The sequence below is a fragment of the Paenibacillus sp. FSL L8-0708 genome (assembly GCF_038009325.1).
GTDB lineage: Bacteria > Bacillota > Bacilli > Paenibacillales > Paenibacillaceae > Paenibacillus_AQ > Paenibacillus_AQ odorifer.
In genome coordinates, this window is sequence record NZ_JBBPBC010000001.1 from 5,706,671 (window position 1) to 5,723,854 (window position 17,184).

Consider the following 17,184-nt stretch of genomic DNA (forward strand, 5'->3'; position numbering starts at 1 on the left):
TTCCGCCCTCAGCCTGCTTCCAATCTTATCTATGCTCCGGCTCCAGACAGAGCCGGAGCAGATCGTCCACATGGGCCGTTGCCAGACATTCCACCGTATCCGCAGAGCCGTAATAGATCTTGACCTCGCCGTCATCCTCCAGAATCATCCCTCCCGGAAAAATCACATGATTGCGGAAGCCCCCGCCAATCTCATAGTCTGTCTCCGGTGCCAGCAGCGGCTGCCTGCTCATGCCGATCACCCTGCGGGGGTCCTCCAGATCCAGCAGCATAATTCCGGCGGTATAGCGCTTCTTCCAGGTGTCCTCCCAACCTTGCTTGCCTCTGGCCGGGTCCACATCCACCGCATGGAAGGTGGTCAGCCAGCCCTTATCCGTCCGGACCGGAGGTGCGGCCGGGCCAACCTTGTCATTGGCAAACGGCACCTGCTCGACGGCGAGCAGTAGGCTGGAGTTGCCCCAATGCTTCAGGTCCGGCGACTCGGAGATCCAGGCATCGAAGCGGTCCCGGCCGCCGCGGCTGTATACCGTGAAGGGACGCTCCAGCCGGACATACTTGCCGCCGATCAACTCGGGAAACAGTACCATATTGCGCAGGTCCGGTGTAGACAGGCTGAGCACCTCGAAGTGCTCCAGATCATCGGTAACGGCAATTCCGCCGCGGATGCCATGGTGCGTATCCACGGCAAAACACATATAACAACGGCCGCCGATCACGGTCAGGCGCGGGTCGTAGGCGCGGATAATTTCCTCGTCATGAATTTTGAACACTGGCTTCGGGCCGGCGGTCCAGCTCAGCCCGTCGTCACTGTAAGCAATGCCGAGATCCGTGGTGTGGTGCGGCTCAAGCGTCTGATCTACCAGTGAGCCGTAATCATTACGGAAGATCATCACATACTTGCCGTTAAATTTCGTTACACCGGCATTGAATACCAGTGCGGTGGGGTAAGGAACCTTCGTTGCATCCAGCACAGGATTGCCCGGATACCGCCGGATGAACGGGGCAGATTGCAGAATTGCCGGAGCGTGTTGAGTCATGGGGTGTACCTCCTTGAATGTTAAATATGGAATATGGGTTGCGCAGGGCCGGACCGCTACCCTTTGAGGGAACCGGCTGTCATCTGCATGAAGGATTTGTTGGCGAACAGATAGGCTACGAGAATCGGCAGAATGGACAAGCAGGCGCCTGCCATCATATAGTGGGTCTGGGAAGCGGCCGAAATCCCGTATTTCAGGTTCGCCAGCCCGACAGTCAGCGTCTGCAGCTCCGGCTTCGTCATCGTGAACACGAGTGGCAGCAGATATTCATTCCACGCGCCGCGGAAGGTGAACAGCGCACCTACGCCGAGTCCAGGTCCGAGCAACGGCAGAATAATTCGCCAGAAGGTGCGGCCGGGGGAGCTGCCGTCCATCAGCGCCGCCTCATCCAGCTCACGGGGAATCCCCTTCATGAAGCTGGACAGAATGAAGAAGATCGAAGCATGGGCGGAGATCAGAATCAATATGACCCCCCACAGGCTGCTGTGCAGATGAAGCTTGACCATCAGATCAAACTGCGGACGCAGCACGACCGCCCCTACTGCCACGAACATAGTGAAGGATTGCAGGCCGATATACAGTTTCTTGCCTGCAAAATCCATCCGGTCCACCACATAAGCCGCCATGGATGATACCAGCAGCGTGCCAACCACCGCCGCCAGAGAGACAATCAGGCTGTTCAGCGTATATCTGGAGAAATTCGCCTGTGCCCAGGCTTCGGCATAGTTCGAGAAATGCCAGCTATCCGGCAGGAAGGTGGCTCCCGCAGTCAGTTCGGCATTTGTCTTGAAGGAGCCGAGAATGGTGATAACAACCGGAATCAGGGTGATAAAAGCAAATGCCAGCAAAAAAATCCACAGGATGATATTGCCCAGTATGGTTCTTATTCTCATAATAGCCTCTCTCCTCAATCGGTCTGATTCATACGTCTGGATGCGTAGAAATAAATGAGCGATATGATCCCGACGATGACCGCAGACACGAAGGCGACCGCACTGCCGTATCCGAACTCTTGGACCTGGACCGCCGCGCTGCCTCCGCCGACAGGGAAAAATAATTTGTACAAATACAGGAACATCACCTCTGTCTTGCCTACAGGACCGCCTTCGGTCAGCACCATAATGCTCTCGTATCCCTTCAAAGCTGTAATGATCGCCAGCATAATGACCATCTGCATGACAGGCCCGAGCATCGGCAGGGTGACATAGCGGAACTGCTGGAGTCTGCCTGCTCCGTCCAGGGAAGAGGCTTCATAAACATCCTCCGGGATATTCTGCAGACCGGCGAGGAAGAGCAGCATGTAATTGCCGACCGCCCCCCAAGCCGCAACCAAAATGACGGTGAGCATGGCATATTTCGGCCCCAGCCAGTCCACACCGGAATCGGAAAGGCCCGAACGGATCAGGAACTGGTTGAGAATCCCGTTATACGAGTTAAAGATCGTGAAGAAGACTACGGCCATTACGGCGGTACTGATGACGGTCGGCATGAAGAAAATCCCCCGCAGCAGCTGTCTGCCCCGCAGCCCCCGATTCAATATGGAGGCCAGCAGCAGAGCCAGCGGAATAGTGATCAGCAGCTTGCCGCCTGCATAGACAAACGTGTTCACCACCGAATCCCAGAACTGGGTATCCTTCAGGATGCGGCTGAAATTGGCCAGCCCGGTAAACCGGGCCGTTCCGAACCCTTTGTAATCATAGAACATATAGCGGAACGCCCAGGCAATCGGATAAATCCCGAGGACCAACGTGAGCAAGGCACTTGGAAAGATAAAGCTGTATGAAAATAAGGCTTGTTTTGTTTTGTTCATCTGGTTTCTTCCGGCTCCTCTCCCTTGCGGCCAGAGCAGAGGGATGGGAAAGCTGCTTCCTCATCCCTCTGCTTTGGCCTATATCTCTATCCCTGACCTTCCATCTACTTGGCGAACTTGCCGCCCAATGCGGCGGGGTCAAAGCCGGCATCCGGCTCGGCCTTCACGCCATCATTCGCAATCACGCTGTCCAGTGCAGTGTTATAGCGTTTGTTCAGATCGGCGATAATTGCCTTCAGATCGCCGCCGTTCAGCATATACTTGAAGAAGGCGTCATCCGATTTCATCCCTTCCGGTGCTACAGACGGATAGACCGGCCACACTCCATCGTGCTTGTTCGGCAGGAAGCCTTCAATGCCGTTCACATCCGGTGTCTTGGCTACTGCGCTGACGGATGGAACCATGGAGATGCCAAAGCCTTTTTCCTGATAATCCGTCAGCACCTGATCGCCGTACATGAACTCCATGAACTTCCAGGCTGCTCCTTTGTGCTCCGACTTCGAACTCAGCGCCAGCCACTGGCCCCCGAGGAAGCCCGAAGCCCCCTTCACGGTGCCGTCGATGGTCGGAACCGGAGCGGCTGCCCAGTCAATCTTGGCCGGGAACTGATTCTTGTAGACGCCCGGCTCCGAGGAGTAGGACATATACATTCCGATTTTGCCCTCTGCAAACTGCGCCCGCAGCGGATCAATATCCAGCGATTCCACACCCGGCAGCATGCTGCCGTTGTCCCGGATCTGCTTAAAGGCATTGATGATCGACTCGAAGCCGCTGAAATCGTAGCGGGCCGTCTTGAAATCATACCCGAAACCGCCGTAGCCGCTCATCTCCGCAATCACCCGCGCCGAACGCGCAAACGCGCTTCCGGGGCTTTTGAAGTTCTGGGCGAAGCCGTAAGCGCCGTCCGCTTTACCGGCTTCCGTCAATTTTTTGGCGGTATCCACCAGCTCCTGCAGGGTAGCTGGCGGATGCTCAACGCCTGCTTTGGCGAACAGATCCTTGTTGTATACTAGACGCATGGTTGTTCCATAATTCGGCAGACTGTAACGCTTGCCGTCAAATTCATTCAGATCCGGCATGACCGGGAATTTCGTCTTCAGCTCATCGGTGAGGAACTCGTCAATGGGAGCGAGAAAGCCTTTTTTGTAGAAGGTCTGGATGGTATTCTCCTTCACCCGGATTACATCCGGCGCATCGGAGGTCTGGAAGGACAGATCGAGTGCGGTATCGAAGTCGTCGCCCTTGACGACCAGCTCCACCTCAATCCCGTCAGTATTGGTTGCGTTGAACTCGGCTACCTTGTCCTTCACGAAATCCGCATCATGACGGTCGCCGGTCCAGTAGCTGATTTTGGTCTTGTCCCCCGAACCGCCTGTCTTCCCGTCTCCCTTACCTTCTGCAGCATTGCCACCGTTACCGTTGCCGCAGGCTGTCAGTCCAAGTGCCAGGACCAGGCTCAGAGATGTTATTAGCATACGCTTCATCATTGGTAGTTCCCCCTTATATATCCCTGTTGTATTCGCTTACAACCTGATTATAGACGGATTGGCGCATCCGGATAAGGCGGGTAAGCCCACTTTAAGGGCAGATTTCTGCAGGAGCTTTATACAGTGAAGGGAGGCCACCTCCGCCCTGCGGACATGCCTCCCCTGCGCATTTTTATTCTTTTCCAAGATAATGCAGTTTGAACTCGGACGGGGTCATTCCGGTATATTTCTTGAACACCTCGCTGAAATAGCGCCTGTGCTCATACCCGAGATCCTGGGCGATCTCCTGAACCTGCCGGCCGCTGATCAGCATCGCCTTAGCCTTCTCCATCTTCTCGTGCATCACATACTGCTGAAACGAAATCCCCTGCACCTTCTTGAACAGGTTGGAGAAATACCCCTGGCTGAGGTTAATCTGCTTCGCCACCTGCTCCAGCGACAGCCCCGTATCCAGATGGCTATCGATATAAGCGGCGGCCTGGCGGATAATCCGCGTGGACTCCAGGGAACGGGCCTCCGTAACCAGCGCACAGGCCTCCCGGCACAGCCCGGACAGCAGGTCCCGGATATCCTGCAGGGAAGGATGCACCCGGTTCTTCAAGACGGCAATCCTGTGCTCCAGCGGCTCCACCTGCCCGTAGGGGAACTGCTCCAGCAGGACCCGGCAGATCCTGTAGCCCAGCTCATAGCTGACGCTTTCCACATAACGCGGCTCAGGCAAAAGCCCGCTGTCCAGCAGCTCCGCGAATAGTTGATCGAGCATCTGCAGGCTTTTGGCAGAATTGCCGGAACGCAGGGCGAACAGTAACTCCTGCTCAACGGCGGCGGAGTAGCTGTGAAGTGCGAGCGGTTTATTCTCAATATTGCTGTAAATGTAGACCCCGTTTCCTCCGGTGTAGAAATGATAACCCAGCGCGCTAATCGCCTGCCTGTACGCTACACCCAGCTCCTGGATCGCCGCTGCGCCCAGCCCCACGCCAATGGAAAGCGTATGCCTGGAGAATCGGCTTACATTCGTGCAGCAGGTCTCCGTAACCAGCGCCGCCGTATCCGGGTCCGAGCCGTTCATGATGCAGACGTACCGGTCTGTCGCCTCCCGGATAATGACGCCGCGGGTCCAGGCGGAAATCGTCTCTTCGAGAATATTATGCAGGCTGAACCGCAGCAGCTCGACCTCCTGCACAGGCTGGCCGCTCAACTTCTCCGTGAAATGATCGATTTCGGCGACAAATACGAAGAAATCATGCTGGTCCAGAGGGATATCGAGATAGGCCCAGCGGGAACGTGCATCCGATTCTGTCGTCTGGTGGTGCAGCAGGAAGATGAGATATTCCTGGCGGAGAATAGGTAGACTTTCTCTAATTTTGGCCTCCATCACAGCAAGTCTGGTGGTCTCCTGACGCTCCTCCCGGCACAACTCCCTGGCCTTCAGCACAGCCTGCACAATCTCGTCCAGGGAAAAGGGCTTCTTGACGAAATCAAGCGCCCCTAGTCGGATGGCTTCCTGGGCATAAGAAAACTCCGAGTAGGCGCTGAGGATAATAATCTTGCAGTCCGGCAGTTCCTCCAGAATCGCCCGGGTCATCTGCAGACCGTCCATTCTTGGCATCCGGATATCAGTCAGCACAATGTCCGGCCGGGTCTCGCGGATAATCTGCAGCCCCGCTTCACCGTCCAGCGCTGTACCGACTACCTCAATACCGTGCTCCTGCCATGGCGGCTTGCTCGAGACCATCTCCACCACACTTTTAATATCGTCGATTACACATAATTTGAACTTTTCCAGCTCCAGCTTCCGGTCCATCCTTCATCTCTCCTCTTCTGAGGGAATCCACAGATCCGTCCATGATCCCTTACTTGGCTCGCCGCCCACATCCATACGGGCTTCGTCCCCGTAATACAGCGCCAGCCGGTGCCTGATGTTGAACAGGGCATAACCTTTCCTCGACTGCGGAGCACTGAGCATCCCCTGCTTGACCCGTACAGCATCAAGTCCCCGTCCATTGTCGGTAATGCAAATATGCAGCAGCCCCTGCTCCCGGCTGACCGTGATGTCTATCCTGCCTCCTATAGTCCGGTCGCTGAATCCATGCTGGATGCTGTTCTCCACCACCGGCTGCAGGATAATCTTGGGCATCAGACAGGTAAGCAGTGCCTCATCCTCTACCGTCACCGTGTATTCGAACAGACCTTCATAGCATTTCTGCTGAATAGCGAAATACTGCCGCACGTGGGACAACTCATCCGCAAGGGTAATCAGATCCTTGCCGCCGCTGAGCCCGATCTGGAACATCTGCGACAACGACAGGATCATCTCATTTACATCGTCATTCTCCCCCATGACCGATTTGCAATAGATGGTATTGAGTGTATTGTACAGAAAGTGCGGCTCCATCTGGGCCGTAAGCGCGCGGATCTCTGCATGCCGCTTGTCCTCCTCCTTGGTCTTCACATCCGCGATCAGCGTCTTAATCTCTGACATCATCCGGTTGAACTGAAAGCCCACCTGGGCAACCTCGTCCTCATAACGGCTCTCATACACCACGCTGAGCTGGTTCTCTTCGACTCTGCGCATCAGCCGCCGCAGCTTGAACAGGGGCTTCAGCAGCACAGATGTCAGCTGGTTGGAGATCAGCCAGGTGACCAGCAGGAAAACAACGATGACATAGAGGGTAATGCGCTGCACCCGCTGCAGCTTGCCCAGCAGCTGGTCCCGCGACTGCATGCCGGAGATGATCCAGTCGGGTGATACCGCTGAGCTTGTATAATTAACCAGATACTCCTTGCCGCCATAGCTGTAGTAGTGGTCCTGCGGATCAGCCGCTTTCCCGGCTTCGGCAAGCACCGGCTTCCAGGGGAACCTGCCCCGGAACGGCCAGCGGGACTCCACCACCGCCTCTCCTTCCCCGCTCACCAGATAATAATTTCTCCCTGCTTGTTCTCCGCCTGTATTCAGCAGCTCATCTAACCGGCTCTCCCTGATATTGACCACAATAAATACATTGCTGATCGGCGTGTAAGGGTATTCAAAAATCCCCCGGACTACGAAAGAGACCACCCGCTGGCTGCCCGTGAACAACCGGTCATAATGTCCTTTGGCCCAGTAGCCGCCCGGCCGCTCCTTGCTCAGATCATATAATTCCGAGCCGTAGAACGAGTTGTCCTGCGCCCGGATCTGCGTAGTGGAATAGAAATCGCCAATCGGGGTAACGATCAGCACGTTTTCGATGATCGGCTGATTGAACGTTACCTGGGAGAGCACATATTGCAGATCCGACAGATGGACATAGTAATTCGACACATCATGGCTGAACACATCGAGCATCATCTTGCGGTACGCATCGCTCAGCATCAGGGACTGCACAGACAGCGCCACATCATTCAGGCGGGAATCCAGCAGCTGTGCCGTCTTGCTTACGGTCTCCCGGCTGCCGGCGTAGGCATTATCCTCGATCTCCTGCGCGGCAATCCAATACGAGAAGCTGCCCATTGCACCGATGGACAGCGTAATCAGCACGATGAACGAAAACAGAATCCTCTGTTTGATGGATATCCGGTAATACCTGCCGGCGATCTGCTGCCGGATCTTACGGCCATAGGCTGTGAATGTATTCATAGTTCCCCCTTCTTGAGCATGTATCTCCCTATGTTTGTATGTTCTTGTCACTTGTACCATATGGCTGCTCCAGTCCGGTGTCAAGACAGGGCATGATTATTTAGCGGATTCCGTCCCTTATTATCAATAGGCAGGGGGCCCTCCGCATAACATGGTGCGGATTCACTAATCATGGCTCAAGTTGACGGGAAGCTGCGCGATTGAGTAATTATGCTTGTGACGGTCAGTCCATTCCGTTTGATGCCTTTCTGCGGCAAATGTTGAACGATCCAACAGTAGCAGAGCTCACTGATTTTGTTGCCTCATACGTAAAAAATAATACAATTAGCCAAACTGACGGTTTCAAGGGCGATTCTATGAAGCATGAAACAGAGATGGGGGGGAACGTTGAGCGAAGTCCTGCCCCAACTGAATACTGGCGGCAACGCAGTGTTCACTTATTATGGCGGCGGGCAATCTGGTCTGCTTCATGTGGTATTCCATGTATAGGTCTGGTAACAATATACTGCTTCCATTTGCTGCTTCGACATCTGGATGTGAAGATGTAAAACTACGTCAAAATTTCAATTTTACGTTTTTATTTCCGCTTGATCATCTTTTCAGTAAATCACGCTTAATTTTTGCGATCTGTCACAGTTCTAGCTGTTCTCTAGGGTTAAGCCCCTTAACAGTCTGCAATAACTCCACTACTGTACCACTTAATTCACCAATAGTTGAATGCTCCTTCCCGGTTAAAAGCCATTCATAAGAACAACCGAACTCAGAGCAAATTGAGAAAACCGTCTCTATTGCCGGCTTACCTTTTCCAGATTCCAAATCACTAAGGCTGCCTTGAGAAACACCGATTTTATTAGCAAAATCCGTTTGATTAAGATTATGTATTTTTCGTAGTTGTTTAATATTTGCCCCAATAGTGTTCATTTAACCGCCTCCACACTACGATTTGTGCCAACAATTGATCCACGAGCTTTTGAACCTAAAATCAGTTTTAGCCATTTAGAGTATCTTTAATAATACTCAAGGAAAACCATTAAAAAAGCCCTGATAAATCAAGGGTTTCTTGACCATCAGGACTAAGATACTTGTGCCAAAAATCGTTACAAACGCTGACAAGATGAATTACAACTCACACGTAGATAAATTCTCCGCAACCTTTAACAAAATTCTCGGCAATTTCCTTTTGACTCATCCGGGTGACAATCCCTGAAAAAATACCAAGTGCAAAGAAAAGCGCTCCGATCTCAGTCATATACCAGCCTTTGCTCAGTATTCCCCAGACAATAAGCCCCAAGGTAAAGATGAAGCCGCCAATAATTAATTTATCCCGATTCGAGAAACTTACTTCTATCCCATCGTTCTCGTTGATGAAGTGTTGGCGGTTTAGAATATCATTTTGGAATACCGCTGAAAATCACCATGGCTATCGGAATCACTTTTGAGTCTTCCGGCTAAAGCCATCAGTGCCCGGTCAATCGCCCCCGTCTGCAGAATAATTCTAAAAGCTCCCCCTACAATTAGGACGAAGGCGACGACATCAGCAGCATTGATGATTCCCTCCAACGGCGCACTGGCAATTTGGGCAAATCCTTGTCTCAAATCCCCTTGCTCACTGATTTTAGGAACGGTATGATAGGTTCCTTGTCAACTATTAATTTATTCAGAATTCAACTCCAAATTATCTTCGGCAGCGACGATCTGTAATGCTCTGATTTTTAAAATAAAAAAATCGCATGACCTCAATATTTCATGAGAGTCATGCGATCTTCTGGTCAAGGATGATAAGACGGGGATAGAACCCCTACGGTACAGGAACAGTCCGAGATGATGTTGCAGATATAATCACAGGCGAAACAACTATTACTGAATAGCCTTTAATCTTCTATTTCAACGATTACATTAATGATAGAAGCATCATGGTCTTTAATACGAAGTGGTGCTGCGAAGGCAGAAATGAGTTTTTTGCCAACTAATGGAGCTGGGTTAATATCTTCATAAATGAGCATTGTCGGCTCTTTATATTTCTCATGATCTAAAAAGGCATGATGGACAAAATAGCCGTTTCTTTTTGCTTCTGCCAAATTTTCAATGCTCAAGGTATCAATAGCTACTGCTTTGCAGTTTGGGAGCTTCGTCCGGATGTATTCGGCAGCTTCCGAAGAGACAGCAGGAAAATTATTGGCGTATTTTTCGAAATCCGTATCTCTGTGTTTCCAATAGCTCGTGTTGAAGATTAGAATATCCGCTTCATTAAGTTCTTCATATTCCTCAAGCATGTTGATTGTGATAAAGCCGTTTGGGCCAAGCGGGCAGTCAATTAATAGTGGGCTTCTGTAGATGAAGTCTTCTATAGGAACAGCATCTATCCCCTTACCGTTATTCAAATGATGCCATGGTGCATCGACATGGGTACCAGCATGAAGATAAATGCTTAACACACTTCCGTTCCATTCATCTCCTTTAATCAAGCGCTCTCTAGGATCTAATTTCACTTCTGGTAATCCTGGAAAAATAGGCATTCCTTCATAAATTGGGTAACCAATTTCGACGAATTTTGAAATAGTAACACGCTCCTATAGATCACATAATTCCCCTCTACGTATACTCATTTTTTGTACAGGATTTATGCTGGTCCGATAATGTAACGATAATATTACAGCTTAAAGTTGTTGATAAATAGTACATTATTGCAGTAATTATTATATAGCTTCCTAAAATGCCACTCTTAGTGTGTATTTTTCAAACTATTTGTTCTGATGACCCAAAGAATAAATTATATTGGCAATGGTTTGCGGACTTTCTCCCCCGTTTGACTCGAGCCACTGATTAATGACACCAATAGATCCATAAACCTTGTAAGTGAAAGAATAGTCCCTTAGAAAGGGTTCGTTCCAATTTTGTTCAAGTAAAACTCGTGTTAAAAATTCACTTTTTCCACTCTCTGAAATTAGAAGCTGATACATGGTTTTCTTATCTTGAATAATGTTTAACAGTTTGACCATGGATTCTTCAGATGTGCAAGGACTGCCTCCTTCTTGTAATGCTTCCACCAATTCTTTATTAAATTCATTCTGCATCACTTCAAATAATTCAAAAGGATCTTTGTAGTGCAAATAAAAGGTGCCACGGTTGATATCAGCGTAGTTACATATTTCAGTGACCGTTATTTGAGGTAACTTTTTAGTTTCTAATAAAACCAGGAAGCTCTCTTTAATGAGATTAATCGTATATTTAGTTCTTCTGTTATTCTTGGTTCCAACCATATGCTCCTCCTGTTCTATCCTTTCAACATCATAGATGTAATCTGTTTACTTCATAACATTTACAAAGGTATTGATTATTGTGATTGTTCAGACGTATAGATTATACTGACAACACGACATTAAATCAACACATGTCCACTTAATGAGGAATTAATAAGCCAAAATCTATTTTTATATAATACAAGGAGATGAACTAACAATGACAATCACTTCAGATAAAACAAACATTCTTATAGTAGGTGCAGGAGCAGTAGGTTTCTCTGTAGGTTACCATCTACACTTATCAGGCACCGATGTTACCTTTCTTGTACGAAAAGGACGAAAAGCAGACTTCGCTCCTCCTCAGAAACTATATTGCTATGACGATGCTACATTGAAAGATTTTAGCAACTTTAATGTCATAGAAGATATAGAAGAAATAGAACCTCAGCAGTATCAATTTATTATTATTACATTGGACGGAAATGTGAGCCGTTCACCAGAAGGCGTAGCTACGTTATCCAAATTGGGAGATGTCGTTCGTAATTCTAAAACTACGGTGATTATGAGTGCGTTTGGAAGCGGGATTCGTGAACATTACATTCAGTACATGAGAATTCCGGAAGACCAGCTGTTAAGAGGAATACTGGGTACGTTAAGTCATCAATCCAAGGCTGATTTGCCTGTGCATGCACCAACAGACCCCAAACTCATTAACCAAGCCATTGTCTGTTACAAACATCCGGCGAACAAGGTCGGTTTCCAGGTCGAGAACAATAATAAATCAGCTGCCAAACAATTTAGCGCACTGTACAATAACTCTGGGGTCTCACGCTGTGGTCAAGTAAGTCCGGCGATGTTCAATATTTACTCTAGTATAGGTTTTCCTGTATACGCTGCTTGTGATATCGTAGGTTGGCCTAAATTCTCAGCCGTTATTGCAAATAAAGATCTTTGGCAGCTCGCTTGCCGTGCTCAGGGTGAAATAGCATCCCTGCCCAAGCATGGTCTAATCGGTAAGATTATGAGTTTTGTGATGGGGCCACGCATGACAGCAAAAATACATCTCAAAATGGAACAAGATATGCTGCCGCTAGATTATCAAGCATTCAATCGTTTCCATCATGGGGGTAAAGTGAAGGCTCAGGATGTAGAATCTATACGGAATTCGATTGTAGAGGGAGAACTTCAAGGCCGGCAGATGAAGGCTTTAAAGGAATTATTGCAACGTGTTGAACATAAATAACATTCACACAAAAAAACAGTATTTCATCAAAGATGAAATACTGTTTCCGCTCCGAACATTCATAATAGCGAATAACATTTTCCTTGTTCAGCTTGGAAGGTTACACTTTCGTCCTTTGCTGCCCGCTGACTTGGGCCACCCGTGCTGATGTGCAGCATTCGGTCAGCCCACACATGGCAGGTCTGCGTAGCCATTGTTTCAAACATCAGCGACCCTCGTCTGGTTTCTTCCCCTGCTCTTGGCCAAGTATAACGCCTGATCCGCCTTCTCCAGCAGCCCCTCCCGCTCCAATGTATGAAAAGGATAATGGGCGATTCCTAGAGAGATTGTAACCTGTGTCTCGATTGGCCCCCTGCTTTGTTCCATTGCCCGCCGGACTCTTTCAGCTATGATGAAAGCTTCCTCAGGTCTTGTGTGGGCTAGCAAGATGATGAACTCTTCACCGCCGTAGCGGTAGCAAACATCGTCTGGACGAACCGAGGTAACTATAACTTTGGCTACATGTTTCAGCACTTCGTCGCCGATGAGATGACCGTAAGTGTCGTTCACGAGTTTGAATTTGTCTACATCCAGTACAATGAGCGAAAACGGTTGTCCTGAGTCAATCCACTGACTCATCGTATACTCTAACGATCTCCGGTTCATTAAACCGGTCAGAGCATCCGTCGTAGCCTCTTGGGTCAGTTGATCCGTCTGCTTCTGAATATCCGTCATGGCAAGCAACACAGCCTTGGTCAGCAGATCTGCCTCTCGGCTCCATTGCGGCTTCGCTTCTGGCAATTCAATCTTTTCCTTGCCCATCCTGCTCACCAGATTTGCCAGGTACACAAAAGGCCGGGCCAGCTTGCGTGCTACGAGAATGACGCCCATCAGGAGGATAATGAACGGAAACAACGAATACCAGAGAATGGTCCGAAGGTGCCCCATCAGTTGATGATGGATGACACTAATCGGCGAAACGACCACAATTCCCCATCCGTTGGCTGGAACGCTGGAGTATCCGGCAAGCATTTCAACGTCACGGGTGTTACGCACTTGCTGTTCCCCACTCTCCCCATTCATGAGTTTCTGCACAACCTTGTTATTGCTGACATCCTCCCCAATGAGCTGCTTATCCGGGTGGTACAACAGATGCCCGCTTGAATCCACAATATAATAATAGGAGCCAGAATCGTCCACGTTATTGTCGCCAAAAATCATAGACAAAATATTGTTCTCCTGCAGATAAAATGTGCCGCTCAAAATACCGCGATATGTACCATTCTTGCTAAAAATCGGCTGACTCATAAAAACGATTAGTCTCTTTGTGGTTTGGGTCATGTAGGGGGAGGATATGTAAGGTTTTTTTAACGCCAGAGCTTCCAAACCGACCTTAGAAGTAATATGGTTTCCTGCTGACCCCAAACTAGCCGGTACTACATTGCGGATCAGCCCGTCGGCATCGAGCACGGCGATAGAATTGAAGTAATTGCTACTATTGCGCATCAGTTCCAAATTATCATCCACTTGCTTCGGCGTTGAGGTTTCGTCATCGGAGAGTATGTCAGCACTGTATTCCAAACTGCTGCGCATGGACTGAAATAAGGAATCCATTGTTTTGGTCATTCGGTCAGCGTTGTAGTAATTCAGATGGAGTGTAGTCTCCATCAATGATTGTTTTTTGGACTCGTAAGAGCCAATCAAAAGAATGCTTGAGGTTAGTAGAACCACCAGCGTAACCAAGCCCGTAAGCAGCGATGTAAGACTGAGCTTTTTACTTTGACCCGGGTCGGCTCTTCTCAGTGTAAGCAAACTTTAACCCTCCTTGGTTCTTGAAAACTAGATTAATCAATAATACAACAAATTAAGATGTTATTCGACAGTAATCAAAAGGCTCGGATCTCTCATACCACTGTGCGTACCGTTTGATATACGGCGGTTCATGAAATCTTCCATATTAAAAAAACTCCTCTCCAAAGCTTGCGATTAGACAAGCACTGAAAAGGAGTGTTATCAACCTGATTCTGTGAGCTCGGATGTGATTCCAAGACACACAGAACCTTTAGCTTTTGACGGAAGTTTTACTCAAGAAAAACAAAAAAAACCTTGATTTCTCAAGGTTTTCACTATGATGCCGAGGACGGGGGTCGAACCCGTACGGTACTCACGTACCGCAGGATTTTAAGTCCCAGAAGTCATTTGGACTTTAACCCCCTGCAGTGGAATATAAGGGAACCTACAATCCGCAAAAAACCTTGTAGAATCAAGGATTTTTACGGTTTTTTGTGTTTTCCTTAGAGCCACGAGGGTTTCCGGCAACAAGCAACAGAAAGAGCAAATTTAGCCTTTGGAGAGAACTGCGAGAGAACTCGGAGAGAAAAATGAGAGAACCAGCCCGCTCCCTACCATTGACAATATGTTCGGAGCAAACCTCCGGGGAGGTTTTTACAATGACACAACCAACCGTTATCACCATCGCCAATCAGAAAGGTGGTACAGGCAAGACAACCACCGCCTACAATCTGGCGTGCGCCTTGTCCCATGAAGATAAGAAAGTGCTGCTGGTTGATTTCGACCCACAAGGCAATTTGAGCATGTGCTTTGGAATTGAGAATCCAGATCAGCTTAAGTTTTCAATGTTCAATATTATGAACGCCCTCATGAGCGACGAACCATTGCCGGCTCCTGAAGAATACATTCATAATCATGGCAATATAGACCTCATCCCAAGCAACATAGAACTATCCGTTGCTGAGATTAATTTAAGAGATGAAATGGGTGGTGAAAAGACTCTCACCACATTATTGGAATCCATGAAGCAAAGATATGACTATATCATTATAGACACAAATCCCTCTCTTGGTCTACTAACGATAAACGCCCTTGCGGCGAGTGACAGTGTGTTAATTCCAGTAAACCCTCAATTGTGGTCAGCAACAGGCCTAACTCAGCTTCTAAAAATTATCATAAAGGTAAAGAAACGAATTAACCCGCGGATTAGCATAGCCGGAATTTTAATGACCATGTGTGATACCCGAACTAATTTATATAAAGACGCCTTCAACTTGGTTCAAGACTACTACGGATCAATTATCCGCATTTTCTCATCGCAAATCCCGCTCTCAGTTAAAGTCGGAGAAGCCAACTTTTATAGTCAAAGCTTAATGACTTACCTGCCTAAATCAAAGGTAACAGCGGCTTATCAAAATCTGGCAAAGGAGCTGATGCTACATGAATATGCCCAAGTCACGAATCACTCCTAAGCTAGGAAGTATTGATGAATTGCTGAAACTTTCGGAGAAATCTAATCATGAAGCAGAGCCTCTTTCCTTAAAAGGAGACATCCAATCCATACCTGTAAATAAGATTAGGTTCTTTAAGGACCACCCCTTCCACCTGTATGAAGGAGAGCGATTGGCAGATATGGTGGACAGTATTTCAGCCAACGGGATACTTGTACCGGTTATTATCCGCCGAATCGAACCGGATGAAACAGGTCACGAATACGAAATGTTGTCGGGGCATAATCGCATGAACGCTGCACTGCTTATCGGCTTAGAACTGCTTCCATCTATCATTAAAGAAAAGTTATCCAACGAAGAAGCCCTTTTGTATGTCGTGGAGACTAACGTTCTTCAGCGCTCCTTTAGCGAAATGTTGCCTTCTGAAAAAGCCAAGGTTTTGTCTTTACGGCATTCCGAAATGTTCTCACAAGGGAAGCGTAACGACATAATCGATGAGTTAAAGAAGCTGGAAGACCCGCAGTATAACAAGGAAAACGAAACCTCTGCCCCAATGGGGCAGAGGCCAACCAGCCGGGATAAGGTGGCTGAGGAATACGGGTTATCCAAAAACTCGGTCTCCCGGTTACTGCGCATCGATAAGCTGATTCCTGAACTAAAACAACGAGTCGATGCTGCGGACTTGCCATTACGATGTGCCGTCCATCTGTCTTATTTAACTGAAGATGAACAGAACATCATTGAACAAGCCATGGCCGATAACGGAGTTAAAGTGGATATGAAAAAGTCGGAGCTGTTGCAAAGCCACTCCGGCAAGCTCAGTGCCGATCAAGCCAATAAGATTTTATCTGGTGAAGCCACTCGGAAACCGCGCGGTAAAACACCTCAGCCACCATTTAAACTGAAGCACAAGGTCTATGCCAAGTACTTCTCCAGCCAAAGCAAAGCCTCTGAGGTCGAGGAGATCATCGATCGGGCGCTAGAGATGTATTTTGCCCATCAACAACAGTACACTTCAGCCCAAAATAAATCGGAGGATACTATCCATGAACCCGAATTTTAAGGATATTGAACATGAGCAGTTCTATGAAGGTAATTTACGAATGACCAATACCCAGAACGATCCATACCATAAAGCTTTGTTCTATACACTGGGACTCACACCACAAACCAGGCAGCATGTTAAAGATCTTTATGACCACCAAGAAAACTGCATTCGTCTGGAAGGCTTGCAACAGGGCTGGCAAACCAGCACCACTATGAAAATCTCTCGGTTAGCCTTTAACCTATTCAACGGCTTTCATGGAGACAGTGAATTAAACAATGACCATCCTCAAAATTACAATCCGTATTATTTATTCGACACAAATCTGATATCCTACTTCTGCGAATCCATTAAGCTACGTTATGCAGCATATGCCCGTGACCTGGAGCTACCTCCATTACCCTTCTCCCTGAGTGATAATAATCTGCCGGACTTCTATGAACAAGGAAACTGATTTCTGTCTACTCGCATTCCAAACCCCAAG

At 48.6% G+C, this 17,184-nt stretch carries 18 protein-coding genes and 1 tRNA gene; 5 read left to right on the top strand and 14 right to left on the bottom strand.

What is annotated here, in order from left to right:
• Positions 1-25: 25 nt before the first annotated feature.
• The 6 genes from NYE58_RS27090 to NYE58_RS27115 all read right to left on the bottom strand — a co-directional run bounded on the left by NYE58_RS27090 (position 26) and on the right by NYE58_RS27115 (position 7,949).
• Positions 26-1,036, bottom strand: coding sequence for a glycoside hydrolase family 130 protein (locus NYE58_RS27090; protein ID WP_139331059.1), 1,011 nt, complete (start codon positions 1,034-1,036; stop codon positions 26-28).
• A gap of 56 nt (positions 1,037-1,092) precedes the next feature.
• Positions 1,093-1,929, bottom strand: a complete 837-nt coding sequence (locus NYE58_RS27095; RefSeq protein ID WP_036683306.1) for a carbohydrate ABC transporter permease — start codon at positions 1,927-1,929, stop codon at positions 1,093-1,095.
• A gap of 14 nt (positions 1,930-1,943) precedes the next feature.
• Positions 1,944-2,846 carry a carbohydrate ABC transporter permease gene (locus tag NYE58_RS27100; RefSeq protein ID WP_036683309.1) on the bottom strand — a complete coding sequence of 301 codons (903 nt, stop codon included), beginning with the start codon at positions 2,844-2,846 and terminating at the stop codon, positions 1,944-1,946.
• A gap of 104 nt (positions 2,847-2,950) precedes the next feature.
• On the bottom strand, positions 2,951-4,333 hold the full coding sequence (locus tag NYE58_RS27105; RefSeq protein ID WP_036683312.1) for an ABC transporter substrate-binding protein: 1,383 nt from the start codon (positions 4,331-4,333) through the stop codon (positions 2,951-2,953).
• 172 nt (positions 4,334-4,505) lie between these two features.
• Complete coding sequence (locus NYE58_RS27110) at positions 4,506-6,137, bottom strand: response regulator (protein WP_341003487.1); 1,632 nt, start codon at positions 6,135-6,137, stop codon at positions 4,506-4,508.
• A 3-nt stretch (positions 6,138-6,140) separates the two neighbouring features.
• Entirely contained in the window at positions 6,141-7,949 is a 1,809-nt protein-coding gene (locus NYE58_RS27115; RefSeq protein WP_341003488.1) for a cache domain-containing sensor histidine kinase, read from the bottom strand.
• A 200-nt stretch (positions 7,950-8,149) separates the two neighbouring features.
• Here NYE58_RS27115 and NYE58_RS27120 point away from each other — a divergent pair, with 200 nt between their 5' ends.
• Positions 8,150-8,497, top strand: a complete 348-nt coding sequence (locus tag NYE58_RS27120) for a hypothetical protein (protein ID WP_341003489.1) — start codon at positions 8,150-8,152, stop codon at positions 8,495-8,497.
• Positions 8,498-8,579: 82 nt separating this feature from the next.
• Here NYE58_RS27120 and NYE58_RS27125 read toward each other — a convergent pair whose 3' ends face one another.
• The 5 genes from NYE58_RS27125 to NYE58_RS27145 all read right to left on the bottom strand — a co-directional run bounded on the left by NYE58_RS27125 (position 8,580) and on the right by NYE58_RS27145 (position 11,209).
• On the bottom strand, positions 8,580-8,870 hold the full coding sequence (locus NYE58_RS27125) for a helix-turn-helix domain-containing protein (RefSeq protein WP_076218834.1): 291 nt from the start codon (positions 8,868-8,870) through the stop codon (positions 8,580-8,582).
• Between the two features lie 205 nt (positions 8,871-9,075).
• Positions 9,076-9,336: a hypothetical protein gene (locus tag NYE58_RS27130; RefSeq protein ID WP_340977048.1), complete on the bottom strand. Its 261-nt coding sequence runs from the start codon at positions 9,334-9,336 to the stop codon at positions 9,076-9,078.
• Positions 9,330-9,545: a hypothetical protein gene (locus NYE58_RS27135; protein WP_076128872.1), complete on the bottom strand. Its 216-nt coding sequence runs from the start codon at positions 9,543-9,545 to the stop codon at positions 9,330-9,332. The genes NYE58_RS27130 and NYE58_RS27135 overlap by 7 nt, the downstream gene beginning before the upstream one ends.
• Positions 9,546-9,820: 275 nt before the next feature.
• Positions 9,821-10,507 carry a cyclase family protein gene (locus tag NYE58_RS27140; RefSeq protein ID WP_076218835.1) on the bottom strand — a complete coding sequence of 229 codons (687 nt, stop codon included), beginning with the start codon at positions 10,505-10,507 and terminating at the stop codon, positions 9,821-9,823.
• 183 nt (positions 10,508-10,690) lie between these two features.
• Positions 10,691-11,209 carry a TetR/AcrR family transcriptional regulator gene (locus tag NYE58_RS27145; RefSeq protein ID WP_076128868.1) on the bottom strand — a complete coding sequence of 173 codons (519 nt, stop codon included), beginning with the start codon at positions 11,207-11,209 and terminating at the stop codon, positions 10,691-10,693.
• 199 nt (positions 11,210-11,408) lie between these two features.
• On the opposite strand from NYE58_RS27145, the gene NYE58_RS27150 reads away from it, so the two are divergent.
• Positions 11,409-12,434 (top strand): ketopantoate reductase family protein, encoded by a 1,026-nt coding sequence (locus NYE58_RS27150; RefSeq protein WP_076276780.1) that lies wholly within the window; start codon positions 11,409-11,411, stop codon positions 12,432-12,434.
• 59 nt (positions 12,435-12,493) lie between these two features.
• Here the strand turns inward: NYE58_RS27150 and NYE58_RS27155 are convergent, their stop codons facing one another.
• The 3 genes from NYE58_RS27155 to NYE58_RS27165 form a co-directional block, all read right to left on the bottom strand.
• Entirely contained in the window at positions 12,494-12,640 is a 147-nt protein-coding gene (locus NYE58_RS27155) for a hypothetical protein (protein WP_179087010.1), read from the bottom strand.
• Positions 12,633-14,225, bottom strand: coding sequence for a sensor domain-containing diguanylate cyclase (locus NYE58_RS27160; RefSeq protein WP_341003490.1), 1,593 nt, complete (start codon positions 14,223-14,225; stop codon positions 12,633-12,635). Before NYE58_RS27160 ends, NYE58_RS27155 begins: the two co-directional genes overlap by 8 nt.
• Positions 14,226-14,545: 320 nt before the next feature.
• A tRNA-Leu gene (locus NYE58_RS27165) sits at positions 14,546-14,631 on the bottom strand.
• 232 nt (positions 14,632-14,863) lie between these two features.
• Between NYE58_RS27165 and NYE58_RS27170 the strand changes: the two genes are divergently transcribed.
• From NYE58_RS27170 to NYE58_RS27180, 3 genes are read left to right on the top strand one after another with little or no spacing between them, the layout of a single operon-like run.
• The gene (locus NYE58_RS27170; RefSeq protein ID WP_341003491.1) at positions 14,864-15,676 is read left to right on the top strand and encodes a ParA family protein; all 813 of its coding nucleotides are present in this window, start codon (positions 14,864-14,866) and stop codon (positions 15,674-15,676) included.
• Positions 15,645-16,718, top strand: coding sequence for a ParB N-terminal domain-containing protein (locus tag NYE58_RS27175; protein ID WP_341003492.1), 1,074 nt, complete (start codon positions 15,645-15,647; stop codon positions 16,716-16,718). The genes NYE58_RS27170 and NYE58_RS27175 overlap by 32 nt, the downstream gene beginning before the upstream one ends.
• Positions 16,702-17,154, top strand: coding sequence for a DUF6075 family protein (locus NYE58_RS27180; protein WP_341003493.1), 453 nt, complete (start codon positions 16,702-16,704; stop codon positions 17,152-17,154). The genes NYE58_RS27175 and NYE58_RS27180 overlap by 17 nt, the downstream gene beginning before the upstream one ends.
• Positions 17,155-17,184 lie beyond the last annotated feature (30 nt).

What these genes read in the sequence shown, in the direction of transcription:
- NYE58_RS27170 (WP_341003491.1), top strand. Translation starts at nt 14,864, where the DNA reads ATGACACAACCAACCGTTATCACCATCGCCAATCAGAAAGGTGGTACA.
- NYE58_RS27105 (WP_036683312.1), bottom strand. Translation starts at nt 4,333, where the DNA reads ATGATGAAGCGTATGCTAATAACATCTCTGAGCCTGGTCCTGGCACTT.
- NYE58_RS27115 (WP_341003488.1), bottom strand. Translation starts at nt 7,949, where the DNA reads ATGAATACATTCACAGCCTATGGCCGTAAGATCCGGCAGCAGATCGCC.
- NYE58_RS27150 (WP_076276780.1), top strand. Translation starts at nt 11,409, where the DNA reads ATGACAATCACTTCAGATAAAACAAACATTCTTATAGTAGGTGCAGGA.
- NYE58_RS27175 (WP_341003492.1), top strand. Translation starts at nt 15,645, where the DNA reads ATGAATATGCCCAAGTCACGAATCACTCCTAAGCTAGGAAGTATTGAT.
- NYE58_RS27145 (WP_076128868.1), bottom strand. Translation starts at nt 11,209, where the DNA reads ATGGTTGGAACCAAGAATAACAGAAGAACTAAATATACGATTAATCTC.
- NYE58_RS27155 (WP_179087010.1), bottom strand. Translation starts at nt 12,640, where the DNA reads ATGTTTGAAACAATGGCTACGCAGACCTGCCATGTGTGGGCTGACCGA.
- NYE58_RS27110 (WP_341003487.1), bottom strand. Translation starts at nt 6,137, where the DNA reads ATGGACCGGAAGCTGGAGCTGGAAAAGTTCAAATTATGTGTAATCGAC.
- NYE58_RS27100 (WP_036683309.1), bottom strand. Translation starts at nt 2,846, where the DNA reads ATGAACAAAACAAAACAAGCCTTATTTTCATACAGCTTTATCTTTCCA.
- NYE58_RS27090 (WP_139331059.1), bottom strand. Translation starts at nt 1,036, where the DNA reads ATGACTCAACACGCTCCGGCAATTCTGCAATCTGCCCCGTTCATCCGG.
- NYE58_RS27095 (WP_036683306.1), bottom strand. Translation starts at nt 1,929, where the DNA reads ATGAGAATAAGAACCATACTGGGCAATATCATCCTGTGGATTTTTTTG.
- NYE58_RS27125 (WP_076218834.1), bottom strand. Translation starts at nt 8,870, where the DNA reads ATGAACACTATTGGGGCAAATATTAAACAACTACGAAAAATACATAAT.
- NYE58_RS27180 (WP_341003493.1), top strand. Translation starts at nt 16,702, where the DNA reads ATGAACCCGAATTTTAAGGATATTGAACATGAGCAGTTCTATGAAGGT.